General features: G+C 42.6%; 17 protein-coding genes and 2 tRNA genes. 7 read left to right on the top strand and 12 right to left on the bottom strand.

What is annotated here, in order from left to right; all coding sequences use genetic code 11:
- Position 1: 1 nt before the first annotated feature.
- The 5 genes from AAEY75_RS07085 to AAEY75_RS07065 form a co-directional block, all read right to left on the bottom strand.
- Positions 2-77, bottom strand: a tRNA-Gln gene (locus tag AAEY75_RS07085).
- 244 nt (positions 78-321) lie between these two features.
- Positions 322-397: transfer RNA gene (locus tag AAEY75_RS07080), tRNA-Gln, on the bottom strand.
- 264 nt (positions 398-661) lie between these two features.
- Entirely contained in the window at positions 662-1624 is a 963-nt protein-coding gene (gene ispE / locus AAEY75_RS07075; protein ID WP_197215645.1) for a 4-(cytidine 5'-diphospho)-2-C-methyl-D-erythritol kinase, read from the bottom strand.
- Positions 1625-1728: 104 nt separating this feature from the next.
- Entirely contained in the window at positions 1729-2352 is a 624-nt protein-coding gene (gene lolB / locus AAEY75_RS07070; RefSeq protein ID WP_197215647.1) for a lipoprotein insertase outer membrane protein LolB, read from the bottom strand.
- Between the two features lie 164 nt (positions 2353-2516).
- Positions 2517-4469 carry a tetratricopeptide repeat protein gene (locus AAEY75_RS07065; protein WP_352259209.1) on the bottom strand — a complete coding sequence of 651 codons (1953 nt, stop codon included), beginning with the start codon at positions 4467-4469 and terminating at the stop codon, positions 2517-2519.
- A 647-nt stretch (positions 4470-5116) separates the two neighbouring features.
- On the opposite strand from AAEY75_RS07065, the gene hemA reads away from it, so the two are divergent.
- The 4 genes from hemA to AAEY75_RS07045 all read left to right on the top strand — a co-directional run bounded on the left by hemA (position 5117) and on the right by AAEY75_RS07045 (position 9454).
- Positions 5117-6550 (top strand): glutamyl-tRNA reductase, encoded by a 1434-nt coding sequence (hemA, locus tag AAEY75_RS07060; RefSeq protein WP_352259208.1) that lies wholly within the window; start codon positions 5117-5119, stop codon positions 6548-6550.
- A gap of 708 nt (positions 6551-7258) precedes the next feature.
- Entirely contained in the window at positions 7259-8392 is a 1134-nt protein-coding gene (locus AAEY75_RS07055; RefSeq protein WP_352259207.1) for an aminotransferase class V-fold PLP-dependent enzyme, read from the top strand.
- Between the two features lie 131 nt (positions 8393-8523).
- Positions 8524-8961 (top strand): YeeE/YedE family protein, encoded by a 438-nt coding sequence (locus AAEY75_RS07050; protein ID WP_352259206.1) that lies wholly within the window; start codon positions 8524-8526, stop codon positions 8959-8961.
- A 73-nt stretch (positions 8962-9034) separates the two neighbouring features.
- Positions 9035-9454, top strand: coding sequence for a DUF6691 family protein (locus AAEY75_RS07045; protein ID WP_352259205.1), 420 nt, complete (start codon positions 9035-9037; stop codon positions 9452-9454).
- A 121-nt stretch (positions 9455-9575) separates the two neighbouring features.
- Here AAEY75_RS07045 and AAEY75_RS07040 read toward each other — a convergent pair whose 3' ends face one another.
- A complete protein-coding gene (locus AAEY75_RS07040; protein WP_352259204.1) occupies positions 9576-11240 on the bottom strand; it encodes an AMP-binding protein in 1665 nt (554 codons plus the stop codon).
- Positions 11241-11603: 363 nt separating this feature from the next.
- On the opposite strand from AAEY75_RS07040, the gene AAEY75_RS07035 reads away from it, so the two are divergent.
- The gene (locus AAEY75_RS07035; RefSeq protein WP_352259203.1) at positions 11604-13739 is read left to right on the top strand and encodes an FAD-dependent oxidoreductase; all 2136 of its coding nucleotides are present in this window, start codon (positions 11604-11606) and stop codon (positions 13737-13739) included.
- Positions 13740-13887: 148 nt separating this feature from the next.
- Here the strand turns inward: AAEY75_RS07035 and AAEY75_RS07030 are convergent, their stop codons facing one another.
- The 3 genes from AAEY75_RS07030 to lplA form a co-directional block, all read right to left on the bottom strand.
- Positions 13888-14649 (bottom strand): lysozyme inhibitor LprI family protein, encoded by a 762-nt coding sequence (locus AAEY75_RS07030; RefSeq protein WP_352259202.1) that lies wholly within the window; start codon positions 14647-14649, stop codon positions 13888-13890.
- A gap of 128 nt (positions 14650-14777) precedes the next feature.
- Positions 14778-15194 carry a VOC family protein gene (locus tag AAEY75_RS07025; protein ID WP_352259201.1) on the bottom strand — a complete coding sequence of 139 codons (417 nt, stop codon included), beginning with the start codon at positions 15192-15194 and terminating at the stop codon, positions 14778-14780.
- 209 nt (positions 15195-15403) lie between these two features.
- A complete protein-coding gene (gene lplA, locus AAEY75_RS07020; RefSeq protein WP_352259200.1) occupies positions 15404-16423 on the bottom strand; it encodes a lipoate--protein ligase in 1020 nt (339 codons plus the stop codon).
- Between the two features lie 333 nt (positions 16424-16756).
- Between lplA and AAEY75_RS07015 the strand changes: the two genes are divergently transcribed.
- Positions 16757-17653 (top strand): DMT family transporter, encoded by an 897-nt coding sequence (locus AAEY75_RS07015; RefSeq protein ID WP_201588754.1) that lies wholly within the window; start codon positions 16757-16759, stop codon positions 17651-17653.
- A 32-nt stretch (positions 17654-17685) separates the two neighbouring features.
- Here the strand turns inward: AAEY75_RS07015 and AAEY75_RS07010 are convergent, their stop codons facing one another.
- Both AAEY75_RS07010 and AAEY75_RS07005 read right to left on the bottom strand, forming a co-directional pair.
- Positions 17686-18837, bottom strand: a complete 1152-nt coding sequence (locus AAEY75_RS07010; protein ID WP_352259199.1) for a hypothetical protein — start codon at positions 18835-18837, stop codon at positions 17686-17688.
- Positions 18838-18924: 87 nt separating this feature from the next.
- Positions 18925-20316: a hypothetical protein gene (locus AAEY75_RS07005; RefSeq protein WP_352259198.1), complete on the bottom strand. Its 1392-nt coding sequence runs from the start codon at positions 20314-20316 to the stop codon at positions 18925-18927.
- A 425-nt stretch (positions 20317-20741) separates the two neighbouring features.
- Between AAEY75_RS07005 and AAEY75_RS07000 the strand changes: the two genes are divergently transcribed.
- Positions 20742-21845, top strand: coding sequence for an alkene reductase (locus tag AAEY75_RS07000; protein WP_352259197.1), 1104 nt, complete (start codon positions 20742-20744; stop codon positions 21843-21845).
- 220 nt (positions 21846-22065) lie between these two features.
- On the opposite strand, the gene AAEY75_RS06995 is transcribed toward AAEY75_RS07000, so the two are convergent.
- Positions 22066-23049, bottom strand: a complete 984-nt coding sequence (locus AAEY75_RS06995) for a pirin family protein (RefSeq protein WP_197215679.1) — start codon at positions 23047-23049, stop codon at positions 22066-22068.
- Positions 23050-23279 lie beyond the last annotated feature (230 nt).

Raw genomic sequence — 23279 nt, 5'->3', positions numbered from 1 at the left:
ATGGCAGGGGTAGCTGGACTCGAACCAACGGATGTCAGGATCAAAACCTGATGCCTTACCAACTTGGCTATACCCCTGTAATGTCTAGGCTGTGTACGTCCGATTTCTAGCAGTAACTTTTAATAATTGTTACTTCTAGAATGGCGTTACGACCTTTCAGTTAACTACAAAACGGATAAACCGTTTAATATCTAACTTCCCCTAGCGGCGTTCATTGCGAACTATACCGAAACTGGGATGGCGTTGTCAATGGTAATACCATAAGTGACGATTTATAATTCACTTATAATGTATACATATCAAACGCTTCGAACTTAAAAATGGCAGGGGTAGCTGGACTCGAACCAACGGATGTCAGGATCAAAACCTGATGCCTTACCAACTTGGCTATACCCCTATTTAGGCGACCTATTATAAGTAATTTTTCAGATTTTGCAAGTCATTTGCGCCTTTTTATGGCTTTTATTCGTAATGAGGTAGGTTTGAGAGACTAAAGTTAAAGCTGATCACTGAATTAAAGCTAATTGCCTATGGTATTTTGAAGTATTGAGATTTTTTATTGGATAATAAAATACTTTTTAAAGTTGAATACAACAGGTAATGTTTCTAATCTCTTAGATTACAGTTAAAACTATAAGGGTATGGGAGTAATAATAAAAAATTATAAACTCCCAACCACGTATCCCTTACAAGGTGCTTCCGCAATCCACTTGGCTAAAAGTGCTTTGTCAGTAGTCACGCTTGCATCCAAAGGTAAAAACACTGCGCTACCAGAGCCAGTCATTCGTGCTGTACCCATCGCGTGCTGCTCTAACCTTTGTAAGTAACGTAAAGCCTCTTTAACAGCAGGTGCGAGGCTCGTCACCACTGGCGTAAAAACATTGTGATAGGGCGCAGTGAGCGTTTGTACATAATCAGCGTATTGGTTTTGAATGGTTTCAATCGATAGGGGCGTGATGCCTCGCTCTAGTTTTGGATGAGCGAAAAGTGTGGCAGTGTTGACGTGTGCATCAGGTGTCAGAATCAAATATTGCTGTTCTGGTAAATCAATGGCGGTCAGTTCCTCACCAATACCCATCGCAATCGCATCTTGCCCAAAGATAAATATGGGCACATCAGCGCCCACTTTTGCACCGATTTTTATAAGCTCATCACAAGTAAAGCCAAGCTGCCAAATCTCATTTAATACCAATACGGTGGTGGCAGCATTAGAGGAGCCACCACCCAATCCTGCACCCATTGGTAAATGTTTATCTAAAGTGACATTCACTGATGCTAACTGCTTAGGTAGCTTGTCAGATAGTACTGAAGCAGCTAATAATGCGTATGCTGCTTTAAAAATGAGATTGTCTTCTATGCTGGTCGTTATCGCTTCTGCGCCATTTAGTGATAGTAATTGATGGCAAAGATTCGTAGCTTCTAACGTGTTATCACTAGTATCAGCGTCGACATCACTGTCTATTGAAAAATGTAAATAATCACCCCAATCGAGCAAGCGAAAGACCGTTTGTAAATCATGATAGCCGTCAGCGCGCTTACCAGTGATATGCAAAAACAGATTAATCTTTGCAGGGGATAAGCGTGTGATAGTAGAGGCAGACGATGCGGCTATATTTTCAATCATAATGTACAGTCATAAAGTTTTCAGCCATAAACGGCTAGCTTAGTAAGCAACGGTGGCTTGATGGGTCATTGCTCTAACTAGTGAGTGATGTAATGAGCGATAGGTTAGTGATTAATCGTCATCACGACCTTGTTACCTTGAGGCTGCACAGCGCTGATTTTACTCGGTAGCTTATCAGTGCCCTTATAGGTGAAGCTAGCAGTCCACTCACCGTTAACTGAGCTGATTAAGCGCTTTTGGGCATCCATTTCTGGCGCACTGTCTGAAGGTGCTGGACGACCAGATATCCAATAAGGCATTTGTGAGATAGGAGCCTGCCAGCCGGTTGCTTTTTTCAATAGAGTCTCAGGATCATTGGCTGTCAATGACCCTGTTTTTTCACTGACTAGCGTGGCGGTTTGACCATCATATTCGATATTGGTTTTACCGATACCTAGCGCGCCAATCAGCTCGATAGCAAAGCGGTCTTCTTGTTGTCCCCACGCATAAAAGGCACTGCCACCTTGAGCGCCTGTGGTGTCGTTAGCAGGCATCGTTACACCAATTTTGCCAGTAATATTAAAGGTCTCAAGCTTTTGTGGTTGCTCTTGTATAGTTGTGGTTGGTTGGTTGGTAGTCGCACTCGCTGTTTTTAATGACTGACAACCAGATGTTATCACGAGCGCTGCTGCCATGGCCGTGAATAGAGTGACTCTATTAAGCTTATAAGAAGTAGTAACTACTGACATGATGTTTCCCCAATAATGAACAAATTTACAAAGATATTAGCTTAAGTGTTATTTGTTACTCAGTTATGCGTGGCTGTTAGCTTCTTATAAGTGCCTTGTAATTAAGTGCTCAGCAATCGTTGAACTGCTTTACCTACTATCAAAATGGATTATTGACCATGTATTTAATACAGCTGTATGCGATCATTAATATTATGCTGTCCGAATGAAAAGCGTTTCTGCAAGTCTGTAAGTAGTGTCTCGACTCTTTCATTATTACCTAGGCCTTGATACGCACGTAACAGTAAAGCACCTGAACGTAGCGTAGGCAACACGTCATAAGGTGTCTGTAGGTAGTCGATAACTTGCTGGTAGTTTTTGTTAGCCAGCGCATTGCTTGCTAGGATATTGAGTGCTTGTAGATGTAGCTCATTATCGTAACGTGGGTCATCATAGTGAATTTTAATGATCGCTGTCGCAAGCGCAAGACCTTGCTCAGAGCTGCGTTCGTTGGCCAATAGTAGCTGTGCATAACTGAGCTTATAAGACAGATTGCTAGGATCTAAAGCCTGTAAGTGGTTGAGTAGGGGCCGTTTTACGATATAGTCTTCTTTGTCATCGAGGAGCTGGGCACGTGCAAACAAGAGCATTTCATTATCAGGATAATTACGCGCAGCTTTCGTTAATAGGCTCAGCGCTTCGTCAGGTTTGTTTTGCTGCCATAAGATATCGGCTTGCATCACAAACGTGTCAGGTGCAAATACTTCAAAGTCTTTACGCAGCTTTTCTAAAACTGACATTGCCGCTTTAGTATTGTTATTGAGTAATTCAAATGCGACGACTTTTCTACGAGCTTCTAGCACTAAGTCTTCTTGCATGACACCATTGAGATAGTATTTGGCTTGTTCAAATTTCTGCTGGCGCTCAGCACTGATACCGAGATAGTAATAAGCCTGATTAAGATAAGCGGGTGTCTTTGCCAGCATATTGAGTAACTGATCGGCATTATCATATTTTTCGATATCCAAGCTCACTAATGCTGCTAATAAAGTAATCTCAGCATCATCATTAAAATGCTTATGTGCTTTTAGTAATAACTCCCACGCTTCTTGGCTTTGCTTTAAGTCCAACAAATAGCGGATTTCATACAAGTAAAGGTTCTTACTGTCTGGATTACGCAGTCGTGCTTGGCTGACATAATTGATTACTGTCTCAGCAGTAACGATTTTGCGCAATATGTCGGCCTTTAACGTAATAAAAGGCACATAGTCTGGTTGGCGTTCTAAAGCACGGTTGATATGGATAATGGCATTTTCAGGCTCATTAAATTGGTAAAGCAAGCCTGCTTTTAATACGGACAATGAAGCATTTTGCTCGCTATCTAGCGGCTGTAGCGCGGCAAGTAATTCACGCTTATCTTCATCATCGTTTGGATAGATACCGATAAGGATTTCGCTTAGGTCTGCTCTAGGGTCGTAACGCAAGATACGATTCAATGTCTCGCCAGCTAGCAAGTAGTCGTGTGCTCGTAGCGCCAAATGCGCCACATAAAACCAAGCAGGCACGTGATCGGGGTTTTGGTCTTGCCATGTTTTGGCAAACTGTAACGAATCCTCGACCCGTTCATTGCGCAAAGACAAGCTAAGCGCGCGCTCAAAGACTGCCGTCGCATCTTCTTTAAAAGATTGCTGCTTGTAGATAGTAATCGCGCGCTTTTTGTCATCACGATCTGCTGAAAATTCCGCATCTAGCAGCGCATATAAACTTGGCTCTTCGAGCTCAGGTTGCCATAGGCTTGCTGGGGCTAGGCCATCAATATTGGCAACCTTTCCTGTGGGCTGTATGCTTGTATGGATAGTTGTTGTAGTATGACTCGTCGCATTGTTATTCGATGCATTGTTGCTGTATGCGTTGTCGTCTATGATAGCTGCTGATACGCTGGGTCCAGTGGTCTGTAATAAGACGTTGGAAGGGTTTGCGTATACAGAAGAAGATCCTAGGCACAGACAGACGGCCAACGATAATGTTAGCTTATAGTGTTGCCATAGACGTTCAATAATGTCATGCCATAAAGCATGAAGATTCGATTGGGCGTCATGCGCAAGTTTTGATCGAAGTAATGACCCGAAAAAAATCATAGATAACCGTATTTGCCCATTATTTATCTATATCGATAAGATAAGCTATAGCCAAAGAATTCTAAAACGGGTACAAGGCAGCCGTCTGCAGATTGTACAAGCCGTACATCTAGGGAGGGTAACGCCGTAGCTGTTTAGCAGTTTTCTAACTATATGTTTTAATTATTTTAAACTAAATGTTGGTAACGAGTACCCATGACAAACATTATAAGAGTAGATAGCTGGTATAAACAATAGTGACCGTGTTACTCAGATAGTAGTATTAACTATTCTAACAATAGCTGGTGGGCAAAGCATGATTATCTGACTATCTATGACGATAATTCGCTATCAATATTGGTCAGCATATTATGAAAATATAACAATTTAATGCAGAGTAAGCGAATGGTTTGTGAGCATTTTTTAAACATTTGCTCAAATTCAAACATTGGCTTTACCAATCGTATGAGTAGTTGATTTGTGACATGCGCGCCCAGATACAAGCAAATAGTTATCATCGGTAGGCGAGTGTTAATTAAAGCTGGCAATAATGATATAATAAGCGGTTTTCAGATTATTTCTTTTAACGCTGTCGTCCAAAACTGTCTTTTAAAAATAATAAGATAGAGCGGTTGGCAGATGAGCATCATTTTTATGGTCTATCAATAATGAGATTAGTGGTCATTGGGGTCAATCACAAAACTGCACCAGTCGCTCTACGAGAGCGCTTGGCGTTAGTAGGTGACGATGTGAATATCGCGCTCAAACAGTTAGAAGCATTCACAGATGGTAGTGTGATTGTCTCTACCTGCAACCGTACCGAGATTTACGCCCTTGTACCACAAGCCTTAGCATCGCAAAATTCAACCTTACCGTCGTCAAATTTAACATCATCGTTAGATTCACAATTATCAGAATCCCAAAAGGCCGAGTCTACTGGGCAGGAAGTGGCTAGTAATGCTTTTACCAGTAGTAGCAAGCTCTCATCTGCTACCATCAGTGCTCATATTATCAAAATTAAAAGCTGGCTCGCTACTTTTAAGCAACTATCACTCTCTGAGATTGACTCGTATCTCTATGTGCATCGTGATACGCATGCTTTAACTCACTGGCTCAGGGTCGCCGCAGGGCTAGACTCTATGATATTGGGTGAGCCGCAGATACTCGGTCAAATTAAGCGCTCTGTACACCTCGCACAAGAGCAAAAAGTATTGAGTAATCAGCTCGGTTGGGTCGTCGATCAAGTGTTTGCGGCTGCTAAGCGTGTGCGTAATGAGACCAAAGTAGGTGCACAAGCGGTATCGCTCAGCTTTGCGGCGGCCAAACTCGTCACGCAAATATTTGATGATTTGCCTAGCCGAACTCTATTGGTTGTGGCAGCAGGCGAGATGAATAGATTGGTCGCGACGCACATTGCGGGGCTTGGGGTCGGGCGGGTTATCATTTGCAATCGTAATCCTGAACGGGCAGAAGCACTGGCGGCTGAGCTGCGCAACCCTAATCGCCGTGTGGAAGTCAGAACACTGCAAGAGCTACCGCAAGTGTTGGCAGAGGCTGATATTGTCAGTAGCTGTAGCGGCAGTATGGATTTGTTGATTGATAAAACCATGACATTGCAGGCGCTCAAGCGTCGCCGCTATCAGCCAATGTTGATGATTGACTTAGCAGTGCCGCGCGATATTGACTCCACCATTAGCCGTATAGATGATATCTATCTGTATTCTGTCGACGATCTGCAGCACGTGATTGCTGGTAACATCGAGCAGCGCAGACAAGCAGCGGTAGATGCGGAGCTACTGGTCAGCCAACTGGTCGTTGAGATGGATCGTAGTTTTCAAGTGCGCCAAGTCGGTAAAGATATAGAGCAATACCGTGCACGTACTCAGGATCAAGTAGACAAACTACTGCATGATTCTATCGCTCAGCTACAGCAGAGTGATGCCAGCCCTGAAGATATCCTCACCGAGCTGTCACGCCGTCTGACCCAGAAACTCACACATGCACCATCGAAGCTGCTGCGTAAAGCTGCCCGTGAAGGTGACAGCGAACTGTTAGACTTTGTGGTAGCAGGCTTGAATGAGTCACATCGCGGCCGTCGATAGTAGCCATTCCTTTATCAAAAAATCATAGATTCGCCAGTGCACGCATTGCGCGAACATATCGTTGTCAACCTGCATTATCAGTGCTAATATCGAGCTGTCATAAGCATATTAAGCGATGATAATCTGTCGGGATTCGCTGGCCATTATTCGATAAACGCCTTAGCGCACTTATGCTGGCTCAGTATCTATTCATGTCATTCCATCATCCGCGACCACTGTAATGAGTCTACCACTGTGTAGCATTTATATCGGTGCATATGTTTTGTACGATTTCGTCCCAAGTTAATAAAATCAATGCATGCAAGACACAATCATCAACGGCAATAGCACTAGGATAAAGCGCTATATCGTCAACCCTGCGTCGTACTCTCGATTATTACTCGATATTATATCCAAATGAATATTAGCTATAGTAGCCTCTAGCGACAGTGCTATTTCACTATAAAAGTATTACTGCTTTAACCTCACTTGAAGTATTAAACATACATCTACACTCGGTTGCCTTGTACTACTTTTAAATGGAATCAACTATAGTCTCTAGCAATAGTGCTATTTCACTATAAATAGTATTTGGCTAGGTTGGCATTTAGATTTTTGCACTTAGATTTTAGTATCTGCATTTTAATATTGAGGTTTTAGTGTCTGGAGCTTGCTGTAGCTACAGCTTAAGAATTATTAAATCATCTAACAATAAACTAGGAGCGCCCTATGACTGCATTACGTCAAGATATTGATCCAAACGGCTTATTAGAATACTCAGTGGTCTATACTGACCGCGCCCTCAATCACATGTCGAAAGTCTTTCAACAAGTGATGAATGACCTGTCTAGCGACCTGAAATCAGTCTATAACGCTGATGCAGTCGTGATTGTACCGGGTGCTGGTACTTATGGTATGGAAGCGGTTGCGCGTCAATTGGCAAACGATGAAGATTGCCTCATTATTCGTAATGGTTGGTTTAGCTATCGTTGGTCGCAAATCCTAGAAAAAGGCAAAATTGCCCAATCGACTACGGTCTTGACTGCTCATCGCGAAGAGGGTGATTCTCCAAAGCCGTTTTCACCTGTCGATATCGATGAGGCAGTGGCAAAGATTAAAGCAGAAAAACCAGCAGTGGTATTTGCGCCGCATGTTGAAACCTCATCAGGTATTATTCTGTCAGCGGATTACATTAAAGCTTTAAGCGCGGCCGTGCATAGTGTTGGTGGTTTACTGGTTATTGACTGTATTGCCTCAGGTTGTGTCTGGTTGGATATGCAAGATTTGGGGATTGATGTCCTTATTAGCGCGCCGCAAAAAGGTTGGAGTAGTACGCCATGCGCTGGCCTCGTCATGCTCAGCGATGCCGCTATCAAAAAAGTAGACAGTACAGAGTCTGATAGCTTCAGCTTAGATTTGAAGCAGTGGTTAAACATCATGCGTGCTTATGAGAATGGCGGTCATGCCTATCATGCGACCATGCCAACCGATAGCTTGCGTCAGTTCCGCGATACTATTTTAGAAGCTAAAAAAGTTGGCTTTGATACATTGTATGATGCACAGTGGGAATTGGGCAACCGCATCCGTCAAGTCTTTGCTGATAAAGGTATCGAGAGCGTGGCAGCTAAAGGTTTTGAAGCGCCAGGTGTTGTCGTGGTTTATACCGACCGTGATGATATGCATAAAGGTAGCGCCTTTGCAGAAGCTGGCATGCAGATTGCGTCTGGCGTACCACTAAAAGTGGGTGAGCCTGATAACTTTAAGACCTTCCGTTTGGGTCTATTTGGTTTAGATAAACTAACTGATATTGATGGCGCAGTGTCACGTTTTGAGTCAGCACTGGATAAAGTATTGGCTCAATAATACTTAGCATATGCCTTATCTAAAAGAATGCTGAGCCTGTTTAATATGGGTTCAGTATTTTTTTTGCCTTTTTATTATATTTAATAATATAATGTATTTATATAAGATAAATATAAGACTGGGTAAGCAATATGAGTATACAAATTGACGGGCAGGCATTTACACCCATCTCCTTAGTAGGCGGCTTAATACTAGGTGTGGCGACGGTCATACTACTATTGGGTATTGGGCGTATTGCTGGTATTAGCGGTATATTCTCTAGCTTGTTGAAACCCAAGCGCGTAGAGATGTGGCAGGTGCTCTTCATAGTAGGTTTAATCGTCTCGCCAATCTTATATAGTGTGGTCAGGCCGTTACCTGAGATTGCCATCAGTAGCTCTTTGCCGTTATTAATTGGTGCAGGGTTATTGGTTGGCTTTGGGACACGCTTAGGATCTGGCTGTACCAGTGGCCACGGCATCTGTGGTAATGCACGCTTGTCTCCACGCTCAATGGCAGCGACGGTAACCTTTATGCTGTTCGGTATTGTGACCGTTTATATCGGTCGGCATGTCTTAGGTTTGATTTAAACCGCTCGTTGCTAAGACAGTGTTGAATGCTATTTATAGCAGCTTGAATTAATATATTAGGTGCGAGAAAAACATGCTAAAAAATATAATTGGATTGCTGGCAGGGTTGTTATTTGGTTTAGGACTGCTGATATCTGGTATGACTGATCCTGTGAAGGTACAAGGGTTTTTGGATGTCTTTGGTGCATGGGATATCTCTCTTGCGCTGGTGATGGGCGGTGGATTAATCGTGGCAATCGTTGGTGTGCAATTGGCCAAGCGTCAACAGAGCAGTTGGATTGATACAGTGATAGAGATGCCGAGCAAAACCGTTATCAATAAAAAACTTCTTATTGGTGCGGTGCTATTTGGTATTGGTTGGGGGTTGGTTGGTATTTGCCCAGGGCCAGGCATCGTACTGCTCGGGACAGGGCAGTGGCAAGCGTATGTCTTCATCCCTGCCATGATAGTTGGCATGTTAATTTATCAATGGTTTGCGCCTAAGTTTGGTTAATAATAAGCGTGATTTATAAAGAACCGCATCACTCATTATTAATATAAGTAATAGTAAAAAAGGCCAGCCTAATTTAATTAGGCTGGCCTTTTTCATCAATAACAGTTTTTATGTTAAAAGCTTACTTTGCACTGACCGTAACTTTCGGTGTTTCATGTGCCAATGATTTGGCCGCTTGTCGCAGTTCAAACTTCTGAACTTTACCCGTACTGGTCTTTGGTATTTCAGCAAATACAATGTATTTAGGTACTTTAAATCCGGCTAAATGCTGCTTGCAATGTGCCATCACGGTATCGCGCTGCAAGGTGCTACTAGCATGAATCTCGATAAAGGCAACAGGAACTTCGCCCCATTTTTCATGTGGTGCAGCGACCACGGCGCAGCTTTGAATCTCAGGCATTTTATATAGGATGTTTTCTACCTCGATACTAGAGATGTTTTCACCACCTGAGATGATGATGTCTTTAAGCCTGTCCATGATTTTAATATAACCATCAGGGTATTTGACGCCCAAATCACCCGTGCGAAACCAGCCATCAGCAAAGGCCGCTTCGGTGGCCTTACGACTTTTGAGATAGCCTTTCATCACCATATTACCGCGTAATGCCAGCTCGCCCATCTCTTCACCGTCGGCGGCAACAGGTTCAGTTGTACCTTGCTTAAACACCTCAAACCCAGTCATCAAGTGTGAAGTCACACCTTGTCGTGATTTCTTTTGCGCACGTACGGTGACATCTAGCTCATCCCATTCTGCTTGCTCGGCACAGACAGTCACTGGCCCATACACTTCAGTGAGACCATAGACATGAGATATGTGAAACCCCATGGCTTCCATGGCGGCTAGCATAGTCTCAGATGGCGGCGCACCAGCGACCCAACCATTGACTTCGTGAGTAATCGCTTCTTTGTATTCAGACTTACCGCCTGCAATCATATTGTGTACCACAGGCGCTGAGCAATAATGGCTGACTTTGTACTTAGCAATCAGCTGTAAAATCAAATCTGCATCAATATTACGTAAGCAGACGTTGATACCGGCACGCTCAGCGATGGTCCATGGAAAGCACCAACCATTACAGTGAAATAACGGCAGCGTCCAGAGATACATAGGGTGCTTCGGTAGGTCCCAATCTAGAATATTGGATACAGCATTGAGCGTGGCACCGCGATGGTGGTAGACCACACCTTTGGGTTTGCCTGTGGTGCCAGAGGTATAATTCAGTGCAATCGCATCCCATTCGTCTGATGGTTTTTCCCAGTTATCCAAACTGTCTGAACTGGCAACCAATTCCTCATAACTCATTTGCCCAAATCGATCGACTTTGAGTGCCGCATCTGTTGAGTGAATAACAATTAGGTTAGGAAAGGTTTCATCAATAATCTCGGCATACTCTGCAAATTCACTGTCCAAAACCAGAACTTTAGCTTCGGAATGTTGTAGACAAAAGGTGAGGGCGTTGATATCTAGTCGGGTATTCAATGTACAGAGTACGCCACCTGACATCGGTACACCAAAGGCGCATTCAATCATCGCTGGCGTGTTCGGCATCATCACTGCCACGGTATCGTTTTTATCAATACCCAGTTTGCGCAGCCCATCAGCTAACTGCCTGCAACGATTATAGGTCTGTTGCCATGTTTGGGTGAAGTTATTATATTTTAGGTCGTCATAAATGATGGCGGTCTTGTCAGGGTACACCTGCGCACTGCGAATAATAAAATCAATAGGGGTAAGCGGCTGGTGGTTGGCTGCATTCTTGCCAAGACCAGTATGGAAGTCTGTCATTGTGATAATCCTTTATCATATATTTGAGATTCTTTGAGGTAATACTTTAGTCGATCGACTTTATCAGGGCATGTCATCAATTGAAAGTATTTGTATTTTTACCCTTATAATCTAATCGATTAATCCAGTCGATGCTACGTCTTAATACCTAATTATTATAGACAGTCGTCATTGATAATTGGACTGGTTTTGTCGTGTTTGTTTAACCGTATACTAGGAAGTCAGCTATTAAGCAAAGCCATTTGGTATGGTCATTAATAAATGTCCACTCATCAGTCGTTTGTCTGCGTAGCTGATGATAATAGCGGTGTGGTACGATACCAGTAACGTTAAACCCCGCAAGCCATTCATAAGGAAAATGATATGACCGCCAGCCGCACTGCCGCGCCGATTGAAACTGCCACTACCAATGAACATTACCCGCATTTATTTGAGCCACTTGATTTGGGTTTTACTACGCTCAAAAACCGTCTAGTGATGGGCTCTATGCATACTGGTCTTGAAGATCGTTTCTATAATTATGGCAAGTTGGCGGCATATTTCGAAGAGCGTGCCAAAGGCGGCGTGGCGATGATGATCACTGGCGGTATCTCGCCCAATCGCGAAGGGTGGTTGCTCCCTGCGGGCGGTACCATGAATACAAAGGCCGACGTCATCAATCACCAACGCGTGACCCGTGCTGTGCATAAACATGACAGTAAACTCATCATGCAAATCTTGCATAGTGGTCGTTACGGTTATCATCCATTCGTACTGTCATCAAGCCCGATTAAATCGCCAATCTCACCATTTAAACCGCGCAAGATGAGTATTAAAAACATCGAGCAAACGGTAAAAGACTATGCTCGTTCAGCCAAACTTGCCAAGCAAGCAGGCTATGATGGTGTCGAAATCATGGGCTCTGAAGGTTATCTACTCAACCAGTTTTTATCGAGCCATGTGAATAAGCGTAAAGACATTTATGGTGGTGATATTCACGCTCGTATGAAATTCGCCGTTGATGTGGTTAGAGCCGTTCGCGAGGCGACTGGTGAAGACTTCATTATTCTATTCCGCTTATCTGTTATCGATTTGGTCAAAGACGGTAACGTCATGGATGAAGTCATTACCGTGGCAAAAGCGCTAGAAGAAGCGGGCGTAACCATCATGAATACGGGCATTGGCTGGCATGAAGCGCGTGTCCCGACGATCGTGACCAGTGTGCCACGTGCAGCCTTTGTGGATTTCACCGCTGAAATCAAAAAGCACATTAGTATCCCAATGATGGCAGCCAACCGTATCAACATGCCAGAAACAGCAGAAGAAATCGTCGCGACTGGTCAAGCAGATATGATTCAGATGGCACGTCCATTCTTAGCTGATGCACATTGGGTCAATAAAGCCAAAAATGGTCAAGCAGACCGTATCAATACTTGTATCGCCTGTAACCAAGCCTGCCTAGATCATACTTTTGAAAACAAACGTTCGACTTGTTTGGTCAATCCACAAGCCTGTTATGAGACTGAATTGGTCTATAAGAAAGCGAAGAAGCCGAAAAAAGTTGCTGTCATCGGTGGCGGTGTTGCGGGTATGTCAGCCGCTCATGTGGCTGCACTGCGCGGTCATGATGTGACCTTGTTTGAAGCCAAAGACGTGTTGGGCGGTCAGTTCAACTATGCCAAAGTCATCCCTGGTAAAGAAGAGTTCTTTGAAACCATTCGCTACTATATTAATGAGCTTGAGCACTTGGGTGTCGACGTACAACTGAACACCAAAGTCGATAAAGACATGCTTGAAAAAGCCAAATTCCACCATGTCATCGTCGCAACGGGTGTCGTACCTAGAAGTCTAGCAGGTAAGCTTGAAGGTGCAGATTTGCCACAAGTGATGAGCTATGCTGAACTGCTATCTGGTGAGAAATCAGTTGGCAATACAGTTGCTGTCATCGGTGCTGGTGGTATTGGTTTTGATGTCAGTGAATATCTCACCGCCAAACATGGTCAACCACTTGATGAGCTAGATCCTGAGACGTTGAAAGATCCAAGCTATCGTCCAAAAGCCCAGTCAATTAGTGAGTGGCGCGAAGAGTGGGGCGTGACTAATGATGTCAATTATCAAACGGATGGTGGTCTGGTTAAGCCTGAGGCCATTAAACCTATTCGCCAAGTCTATCTCATGCAGCGCAGCAAAGGTCGCTTGGGCAGCGGACTCAATAAAACCTCTGGTTGGGTGCATCGTGCTCATATCAAATCACACGGCGTCATCCAAGTCGCTGGCGTGCAGTATGACAAAATTACCAATGAAGGTATTTGGGTGACCAATGGTCAAGGTCAAAGCCAGTTACTACGTGTCGATAGCGTCGTCGTCTGTGCAGGTCAAGAGTCAGTCGTTGAGCTAATGCCAAACGTTGGTGATGCGCCAGACGCGCAGTATCATTTAATCGGCGGCGCTAAGCTTGCAGCTGAGCTAGATGCTAAACGCGCGATTCGTGATGGGGCTGAGGTTGCTGTGCAGATTTAAACGATTGATTTAAAATCAGTGTCTAAAACTAGAAGACGGCAGGGGAGTGATCTCCTGCTGTTTTTTTATTTAGAGCTTAAATATTGCTCAAGGTTTTTATTTTAATTGAGATAAAATTTAGCTTATCATTGCTTCGAAGTTCGAAAACCTAACTCACCTCGTGCTCTAATATAATCCGGTCAAAATACCCTCGGACACCACAACGCCCTGAACTAAACTGATAATTAATGTCTCTTAATAATAGTTGATTCTTACCCTTATACATTGCTGGATATAATCTTAGCTCGACGGTTTCATCTGGCTGATCATCGTTAACGACCCAATGATTTTGTGACCACCTTGCAATGCTATCTTCAATACTACAGGTATGTAAATTATCAAAAATTAAGTCACTTTCAATTACAGAAAGATTAGGTTTTTTATCAACCTTATTAATCGACAAAGTATTCATTGCATTTTGCAACGTATTTTTGTGCTTACCATCTACATTAAATACTGAAATTTGAAAGTTTTTAGAAAATTCTCCAAACATATCCTTATTGGGAAATTCAGAAGAGTTTAGCTCATCTTCCCAATCATAATATGTATCTTCTTCGATATATTCTTTATACTCACGGATAAGGCACTTGGTATCTTTGCAAGTATTACGCTGAAAATTTAGCCATATGCGTTGATTAGCAATGAACCTATCTTTAAAAGCTTTGCTGTCTTCATAGTCAGAAGAGGTGACTAGATTACTTTTGTACTTTTCTGCCATGGCGTCATCAAGCTTAGAAAGCTCAGGATTTTCGCAAACAGTTTTTTCTACCCAACTAGCAGCTTTGTCGCAATCAAAACTTGCTGAATTTGCATAAGTGGAAAGTAAGCAAGTGCCTAAAATACTGATCGTAGTGATGCATAACTTTTTCATATTACCCTCATTTTTTAGAGCTTGATTGTATTTTAAGAAAGCTAAATTGTGATATACGTGTCATCATCATTTTCTGCAAAAAACGAATCAGTCCATCGATCCTAGCCCAGCTAGCTAGCCTCACTCATTTACCAACTGCCAACATTTTCCATCGAAATCCAAGGCTCGATAGGTTCTAGGTCTTCGCCACTTTGTAGCAGTTCAATTGAGATGTTGTTAGGGTCTTTAACAAAAGCCATATGGCCATCTTTAGGTGGTCTTAATATCTCGACCCCTGCCTGTATAAAGGTGTCGCACTGCGTGTATATATTGTCGACTTTAAAGGCAAAGTGCCCAAAATTATCGCCATTGGTATACTCTTTTTCATCCCAGTTGTGTGTCACCTCAATCTCTGGCGCACCCTCATGCGTTGCTAAAAAATATAAGCTGAATCTGCCTGATTCAGAGTCTCTCTTTCTTAGCAGTTGTAAGCCCATAAGGTCACAATAGAAAGATAACGTTTCTTCTAGTTTGTTGGTTCTAATCATTGCATGTAAGTACTTCATAAAAATGCCTTAATATTTATTGTTCATAAAAAATGGAGTAATGGTAGGGTGCTTGTTATGCATCATTAATATAAAAAATCTCAAATGGCGTCTGTATGATATCAATACCATTAACTATATAAAGCGCATTTGTGTCAGTAACTTTTTATCAAGCAGTGCAAGCGGCATACCCTGCAATACTTGCTAGATTAAATTTGACGTCGCAAAATCTAACCTTCCATCTCGCTAGTCAACCACTCAGATACGTCATTCACTTGCGCTGCTACATCAGGATGGGCTTTGCTTAGCTCATCGAACTTAGTTTTTACGTCACTGCGATTATATTTACTATCAGTCAAAGTTTCTTTTAACAGCTCAATCAAATCAACATTTAGCGCATCAGAGAAGATAACGACTTCACGAATCATTGCTTGCTTTACATCAAGGTGCAAATCGATAATGCCCCAATCAAAGCGTGTTTCAATATGGTGGGTAAACTCAGGGGTCTTGCCAAAGCGCCAATCCCAATCTGCCATTTGCTGATAGTATTTGTGCAAACTAGGCTGCTTGGTGAGACTGGCTTCATCTAACGCTTCTACTGGCGCAGTGTCGCCATAATCTTTGTCGCGATAGTATTCACAAAACGCCTCAATAATCGCATCAGACAGCGTGTCATGATTGATGTCTTTATTAAACTCAACCAAGTTTGCGACTCTTGCACGCACGGATTTTATACCTTTGGCTTTTAGCTTGAGTGGATGCGGATTGAGGTAGTCACTGAGTTTTTGCATATTGGCATTGACGAGTAATGTCCCATGATGAAAGCTGCGATCCGCTGTATGTTTAAAGGCACTGCCTGAGATTTTTTTATCACCCACTTGCATGTCATTACGCCCAGATAAGTCAGCATCTATGCCTAGTTTTTTCAGCGCATTGATGATGATGGTAAAGTTCGCTGCTTGGTCGTAGTCATCTTTGGGTGATAAAAAAGTAAAGTTGGTATTGCCCAAATCATGAAACACCGCACCGCCGCCACTTTGACGCCGTGCCAAAAACACATCGTCAGCTTCCATTTTATCAATTTTGCATTCCACCCATGGATTCTGCGAGCGTCCGATGACCACGGTCTCAGAATTACGCCACAAGAATAGCGTGTGCGAGTCTGGGTCGAGTGCTTGGAATATCCAATCCTCGGTCGCTAGGTTAAACCAAGGGTTGGTCACAGCAGATTTTAAGATACGCAGTTTCATTTTTTATCCTTTTGAGTAGAAGGTTATTTATTAGGTTTTATGAGTTGGCTTTTATATATAGGCATAACCATTCTTACCGATGCGAGGTTGGAATTTAATGATCGCGGTGATAAAGATATTGATTTTATTTTAGATAAGGTAAATTTATAAACAAAAGTGAGTGATGAGTATAGAAAAATAATCCCTTTTAAGCGATTAAAAAGTTATCATCGTGGTCTTTTTTTACGATATAACCTTTTTCACGACTGAGACCTTTTATAACGGTACATTTATCATAAATGACCATCTCTTATAAATAGGAAACAGCCGTCCCATGCTTGATAGGATTTTTTCATGACCAACCGCGACCTCATTATTTTCGTAACACTGTCCTTTATGTGGTCGCTGTCTTTTATATTTTATCGCGTGGGTGTGCCGGAGTTTGGCTCGTTGACCTTTGCCAGTTTACGGGTCATATTTGCTGGGCTGGTCATGCTGATCTTTGTATTAATTAGCAAGAAAAACAGAGAAGGCATCCGCGAAAATTGGAAAGTGTTGGCGCTTGTTGGATTATTCTCCGCTGCCGTGCCATTTATGCTGTTTTCTTTTTCTGCACGTTCGGTGAATGCGGGTGTTTTGGCAGTGCTCAATGCTTCTGTACCGATGCTGAGTGGATTTATCGCCAGTACGTTCTTTAAAGACAGACTATCAAAAAAGCAAATTTTGGGCCTCATTATTGGTGTTATCGGTGTGGTAATTTTGATGAGTGAGAGTTTGTTTGGTGGGCAGGATGCGACGTCGGGTTCGAGTCTGTTGCCGATGGGTTATGGGTTGTTGGCCTGTGTTGGTTATGCGCTAGGGGCGAACATTACTAGGAATTACTTGAATGATGTCTCTCCAGTGGCGATTACCGCAGGGTCACTCATTATTGCCAGTGTGATTATGCTGCCGGTTGCAATATATGAGTTCCCTTATGGCAAGAGTATCAGTGCTCAGGCTTGGGTTTCTGTTATCTGTATTGGTGTGTTTTCTACCGCCATTGCGCTGATTTTTATGAATCAATTAATCAAAAGTATTGGCCCTATGAGAGCAACGAGCATTACGCTAGTGATCCCAATTTTTGCGATTATTTTGGGCTATTTATTACTGGGTGAAGCATTGGATACACCTGCCATTATCGGTTCGGTGGTGATATTGTTTGGGACGTATTTGTCTTTAGAGTTGTCTGTTACTAGGATGATAAAGTCGTAAATTATGTACGGAATAATATGTGTATTTTGGCTTTACTGAGCGTTCTTACCCACACAAATAATGCCATTCAAACAATTTCTATTTTGAGTGACGGTCCATGGTGACGATAGGTCTAATGCTTTATGCAATTGATAGGGTGTGATGTTTCGCTCATCTATTTCACGACCGTTTTCATCTTTGTCAGGTATAGGGTATCGCTTAAGACGCTCGGTATCGGATTGCTCCATAAATATTAAAAAGTTTTGTACATTTTTAGCCAGTTTACTATTAGGGCGTTGATTCAGCTGCACCATCAGTTGTTCGTTATCTGAGTCATAGAATTCACGCATTTCTTCATCTGTCCATTGGGTATTCTCTGACCCAAAAAACAGTAGATAACGATACATATTGAATAACACGTTAGCATCGTTATAAAAGATACTCTGTGGATACTGGTGCATGAAATCTTCCCAGAAGACGGTACGCTCTACCAACTCCTCAAAAGAAAAAGCTATCGCTGCATCAAACCAAAATATTCCTTGGTTGTCTTGAGCCATTCGCTGGATAAAGGCAGCTTGATCCTCTGGTAGATAGGGAATGAATATATCTGCCATAGCCGTTAGGTCGTGATGAAACTCATAATCACCTTCGCCCAAATAGCGCACACTGACGTCAGACCTACTCATGATTAAGCTAACCAAATATCGAACATGAGAGTTCACTGCTTTTAATTGTGTCACCGAAACCTTTTTACCTTGTTCGATGGTGCGCATCAAGGCATAAAATGCGCTGTCGTCTATAGCGCTATCAACATTCAGAAAACGTGCATACATCTCCTGATACTCTGCTAGCCATTGCAATATTTCAGCGTTGTTGGCCACTGGCAAGCAAGCGGTTAACTGGTGCTGAACCGCATGAATGTCTTCGATTTCATTTTTATTATTGATAGCATTTATTGTGTCATTAAGCTTGCTACAAATCAGCCGCTCTTTTAATGTATCTTCCGATAATTTCACCAAGGCTTTAGTGAGTTCTTTTGGCGTCTTTGCTTCTGCGATAGGCTGTTCGCTTTGGATAGTTGTCGTTTGTGCTTCTGATGAAGTAGCTTTGTCAGAAGGAGGCTGGCAAGCAGTAAGGCCAAACACTAAGCTTGAACCTATGATGAGCGGTAGCTTTTTATTTTGTATAAGTGATAACGACTTCATTTTTTATTTCTATACCCGTAGCAGGAAAGAGTGAGTAGGACAGCCGCAACAGTCTAACAGACCCTAATAAAACAGCCATCTTGTATTTTATTTTAGGGCAAGCTCACAATCTTCTAAATTCTCATACACGTTTTTGTATACCTCTCTGTCGCTATAAATATCAATATTTGCGTTCTGGTGCCAATCAATGCTGAGGTTACATTCAAACTGCGAATACGCTTTTAGATTAGAAGGTTTACAGCTTGACGCTTGCTCGGAAGATTCGGTGTCGAGTTCCCAAACTTGCAAGTCGTTTTCAAGTTGCATTGCTCCCTGCATAGCAGAAGGGCAGGCATAAGCGAAATTTGATGAAATGTCTAGGCTATCAAGGTCTATCTGGTCAGTGCAAGAGATACCATTTAGGCAATCTCTATCATGCCGCACATCCCAAGGAGAAGGTATTTGTAATACTTGGTGTAATTGATAACGCACTTTGGACCAATCATGTATTTCATAACCATCTTCATCTGTGCTAGGTACAGGATATTTAATCTGTCGTTCGCTATCGGGTAACGCCAAGAAGCCAAGAAAAAGCTGAGCATTTTTGGCTAACATACTGTTGGGACGCTTGGCTAAATCAAGCATGATTTTTTTATAACTAGGTTCCATAAACCGATGGATAGCATCATCTGTCCATTGTGTATTGTCTGCGCCATAGAAAAGCACATAGCGATATAAGTTCAATAAAGTCTTGGCATCTTTTACAGCATAGCCATTTGGATATTGCTGTATATAAAGCTCCCAAAATGTTGCACGTTCGACCAATTCCTGAAAGGTGGTAGTCACTGATGCATCCATCCAAAAACTCTCTTGATTGTTCTGTGCCATACGTTGGATAAATGCTGCTTGGTCTTTTTGTAGATAAGGTATAAATATGTTTACCATCGCTAGCATGTCATGATCAAATGAAAATAGACCTTCTCCCAAGTCACGGAATCTCACATCGGCACCACTTTGTATTAGCCCAATCAAGTATTGTGCACGTGGGCTTAGGGTCGCTAGCTGCTTTGATGTTGCACTTTCTTCATAATATAAGTCATAGACAATGCTGTTAAAGCTTTCATCGTCTATATCAATATCACCTACTAGAAACTGTTTATACATTGACTCATAACTGCTCAATAATGCCATTACTTCAGCATTGCTGGCCGTCGGTAAGCAAGTATCTAATTGTTTTTGAATGGCATAAATATCTTCAATCTTGCTAGTACCATCCACTGTTTGCATTGTCTGATTCAGCTGTACACAAGTTTTCGCATCTACACCTAAGCTTTTTTTACTAGGTTCAGGTTTCTCTACGACCGTTGGTATGTTTGATTCTTCAATAGCTTGTGCTTGGGGTAATGGGGTATTCGAGGTTGGCTGGCATGCAGTGACAGTAACAGTGCTAACGAGCAGCAGGCTTGAACCTATGATGAATGACACTTGATTTTTTTGCACAGACTGTATCCTCTTAACATGCCGTAAAATATGAATATGTATAGTTTAAAATAAGTTCTAATAAACGAATAATAAAACTATTGTTTGCTTATGGTGATTTTACCCTTTAATAGGCTATCGAAATAGTGGCTATCATTCTTTATTAAATAAATATAAAGCAGTGTTTCTGTTTGTAAAGTTTACTTGAATAATAACGGACACTCCCTATAAAGATAACGGTCGTTCAATATGCGTCTTTGCTTAGCAAATAGGCAACGATATATTCTATTGACCCAATACTATTGATTCAATGGCTCGCATTTTTTTATGGTTCTAAGCCAGTTTTTTTTGAGGGCTTTAATGAATAGTCGAGCACTTTAATTAATAGTAATGAACCTCATAATAAAGAACAGTAACTTATAACGACAAACATAATAAGGCATAACATGGCACACGATAATTTATTTGAATCCGTAAAAATGGGCACGCAAACGCTAAAAAACCGTATCATTATGGCACCGTTGACGCGCCTGCGTTCAGTAGAGCCCGGTGATGTACCGACTGTACTTGCTAGCGAGTATTATTCACAGCGTGCTAGCTCAGGGCTTGTGATTACTGAAGCAACGCAGGTTTCTTTTCAAGCAAAAGGCTATGCAGGTGCACCTGGCGTTCATACCCAAGACCAAATCACCGCATGGAAAACCATCGTTGATAATGTCCATGCCAAAGGTGGCAAGATTGTGGTACAGCTATGGCATACCGGTCTGGTCTCGCATGAGAGCGTACAGCCGGATGGCAAAGCACCAATTTCTGCCTCTGATGTCCATGTCGGTATACGTACCTCATTGCGTGATAGCAATAACCAAGCCATCCGCGTTGAAGCAACGACGCCACGCCCAGCCACACTTGATGAAATCAAGCAAGTCATCGCTGACTTTGCACAAGCAACCAAAAACGCCAAAGAAGCGGGCTTTGATGGGGTTGAGATTCATGGTGCCCATGGTTATCTATTGCATCAATTCTGGGTTGAGCAAACCAACCAGCGTGAAGATGAATATGGTGGTAGCCGTGAGAACCGTGCGCGTCTAACATTAGATGTTATCGATGCTTGTGTGGATGCTTGGGATGCTGATCACGTTAGTATTCGTATCTCACCGCTTGGAACATTTAACAATGTAGAAGCTGGCTATAATGAAGATGAGAATATCTGGCTAATCGAGCAGATTAACAAGCGTGGCTTGATGTATCTACATCTGTCAGAGCCTGATTGGGCTGGTGGCACTCCTTATAGCGATGGATTCCGTCAACGTGTCCGCGCTGCTTTTGATAACTTGATTATCGCTGCTGGTGGTTATACTGCCGAAAAAGCAGAGAAAAATGTTAAAGCCGGATACATCGATGCGGTTGCTTTTGGTCGTGATTATATTGCCAATCCTGATTTGGCCGAGCGTATCCGTGAAGGCGCTGCGCTAAATGAACAGCATCCCGATAGCTTTTATGGTGGCGGTGCTGAAGGTTACACCGACTATCCGTTTTTAAACCAAGCGTAATATATAGTCGGTGAACTACTAAACGGCTACGGCGTTACCCTCCTTAGATGTACTAGTACAATCTACAGTCGGCTGCCTTGTACCCATTTTAGAGTTCTTTGACTATAGTTATCTCTATATAACTGACAATCGAAAGCCACCAGACGATAATCGTCTGGTGGCTTTTTTATGCATGATGATACATAGGTTTCGGCTACTTGAACTACTTCAGCTAATTGAGTTACTTAATAAAATTACCTGTCTGATAATCTCGAAACGTTTGGCGCAGTTCTTCTTGTGTGTTCATGACAAACGGTCCATAACCTGCTATTGGCTCACCAATAGGCTCACCGCTGAATAACAAAAGTTTGATAGGATTTAGTGTTGATTCTTCAGTGGTGATAATAGAGCAGTGTAGCTCAATGGTGTCAGTAGTCAGTGCTTGATCATCTTGAATGTCAGCACGATGTTGCGTGGGTGCTTCAAACTGGATCAGATTTCCTGCACTCACAGGCATATCATTTACCCGTAGTTCGCCTTCTTGCACTAGCAGCAGTGTATTGTGCGTGTTGGGTATTTGCAGTGTCGTTGAACCAGAGGCATACAGCTCGATATTCCAGATATTAATGGATGTAAAGGTACTGGCTGAACCTGTTACTCCTTGCCATTCGCCAGCGATGATAGCAGCTTTGCCAATAGTGGCTTGATTGCTACCGTCACTGTCGTCGCTGTTATCTATCAAGTCAACGAGAGGTATCTCTGCACGTTTGATGCTTTGGTATTTTGGATGGGTTAGTTTGTCTGCGCTCGGTAGATTGACCCACATTTGCACCATACTAAAGACGCCGCCACGCTGCCCAAACGCTGCTGAATGGAACTCCTCATGCATAATGCCGCGTCCTGCGGTCATCCACTGCACATCACCTTCTAGGATATCACCGCATCCACCGGTCGAGTCTGCATGGCTGATTTCGCCCGAATAGGCGATGGTGACCGTCTCAAAACCTTTGTGTGGATGCTTACCGATGCCGTGCGGTTCCGTCTGGTAATTAGGGTTCGGCTCAAAGGTGGTCGGTTCGCCATAATCGAATAACAGAAATGGATCAGTGTGCTCATAGTTAAAGTCAGCGTTTTCTTCGAGATGGTTGATGAAGGTTTTTACATAAAAGCCATCACCGACCCAATGCGGTGCTTTTTTACTATGAACGTTCTCAATCGGACGCATGTATTCCCCCATAAAATGAGATGTATAGTCAATCCTCTATAAATTGGATGCGGTGTCAGTCTCGCTGAGTCTACTACTTGTAGCCCTTTCGCTCGGCTTCCTTGTACTCAAATTATATTGAACCAACTATATTATTCTAATTTTTATTGTTGCTTTTCAAGCGTGAACACTAAACAGCTTCACTTTTGTCATGCTTCTTATTCTAGCAGTTATCAAACCTTTATTGAGTT

Source organism: Psychrobacter sp. TB55-MNA-CIBAN-0194 (assembly GCF_040309505.1).
In the GTDB taxonomy this organism is placed as follows: Bacteria; Pseudomonadota; Gammaproteobacteria; order Pseudomonadales; family Moraxellaceae; genus Psychrobacter; species Psychrobacter fozii.
The sequence above is the reverse complement of the archived record's forward strand: the minus strand, read 5'-3'. Positions and strand labels throughout refer to the sequence as shown.

Coding starts and splice junctions, on each gene's coding strand:
- ispE (WP_197215645.1), bottom strand. CDS start 1,624: ATGATTGAAAATATAGCCGCATCGTCTGCCTCTACTATCACACGCTTA.
- lolB (WP_197215647.1), bottom strand. CDS start 2,352: ATGTCAGTAGTTACTACTTCTTATAAGCTTAATAGAGTCACTCTATTC.
- AAEY75_RS07065 (WP_352259209.1), bottom strand. CDS start 4,469: ATGATTTTTTTCGGGTCATTACTTCGATCAAAACTTGCGCATGACGCC.
- hemA (WP_352259208.1), top strand. CDS start 5,117: ATGAGATTAGTGGTCATTGGGGTCAATCACAAAACTGCACCAGTCGCT.
- AAEY75_RS07055 (WP_352259207.1), top strand. CDS start 7,259: ATGACTGCATTACGTCAAGATATTGATCCAAACGGCTTATTAGAATAC.
- AAEY75_RS07050 (WP_352259206.1), top strand. CDS start 8,524: ATGAGTATACAAATTGACGGGCAGGCATTTACACCCATCTCCTTAGTA.
- AAEY75_RS07045 (WP_352259205.1), top strand. CDS start 9,035: ATGCTAAAAAATATAATTGGATTGCTGGCAGGGTTGTTATTTGGTTTA.
- AAEY75_RS07040 (WP_352259204.1), bottom strand. CDS start 11,240: ATGACAGACTTCCATACTGGTCTTGGCAAGAATGCAGCCAACCACCAG.
- AAEY75_RS07035 (WP_352259203.1), top strand. CDS start 11,604: ATGACCGCCAGCCGCACTGCCGCGCCGATTGAAACTGCCACTACCAAT.
- AAEY75_RS07030 (WP_352259202.1), bottom strand. CDS start 14,649: ATGAAAAAGTTATGCATCACTACGATCAGTATTTTAGGCACTTGCTTA.
- AAEY75_RS07025 (WP_352259201.1), bottom strand. CDS start 15,194: ATGAAGTACTTACATGCAATGATTAGAACCAACAAACTAGAAGAAACG.
- lplA (WP_352259200.1), bottom strand. CDS start 16,423: ATGAAACTGCGTATCTTAAAATCTGCTGTGACCAACCCTTGGTTTAAC.
- AAEY75_RS07015 (WP_201588754.1), top strand. CDS start 16,757: ATGACCAACCGCGACCTCATTATTTTCGTAACACTGTCCTTTATGTGG.
- AAEY75_RS07010 (WP_352259199.1), bottom strand. CDS start 18,837: ATGAAGTCGTTATCACTTATACAAAATAAAAAGCTACCGCTCATCATA.
- AAEY75_RS07000 (WP_352259197.1), top strand. CDS start 20,742: ATGGCACACGATAATTTATTTGAATCCGTAAAAATGGGCACGCAAACG.
- AAEY75_RS06995 (WP_197215679.1), bottom strand. CDS start 23,049: ATGCGTCCGATTGAGAACGTTCATAGTAAAAAAGCACCGCATTGGGTC.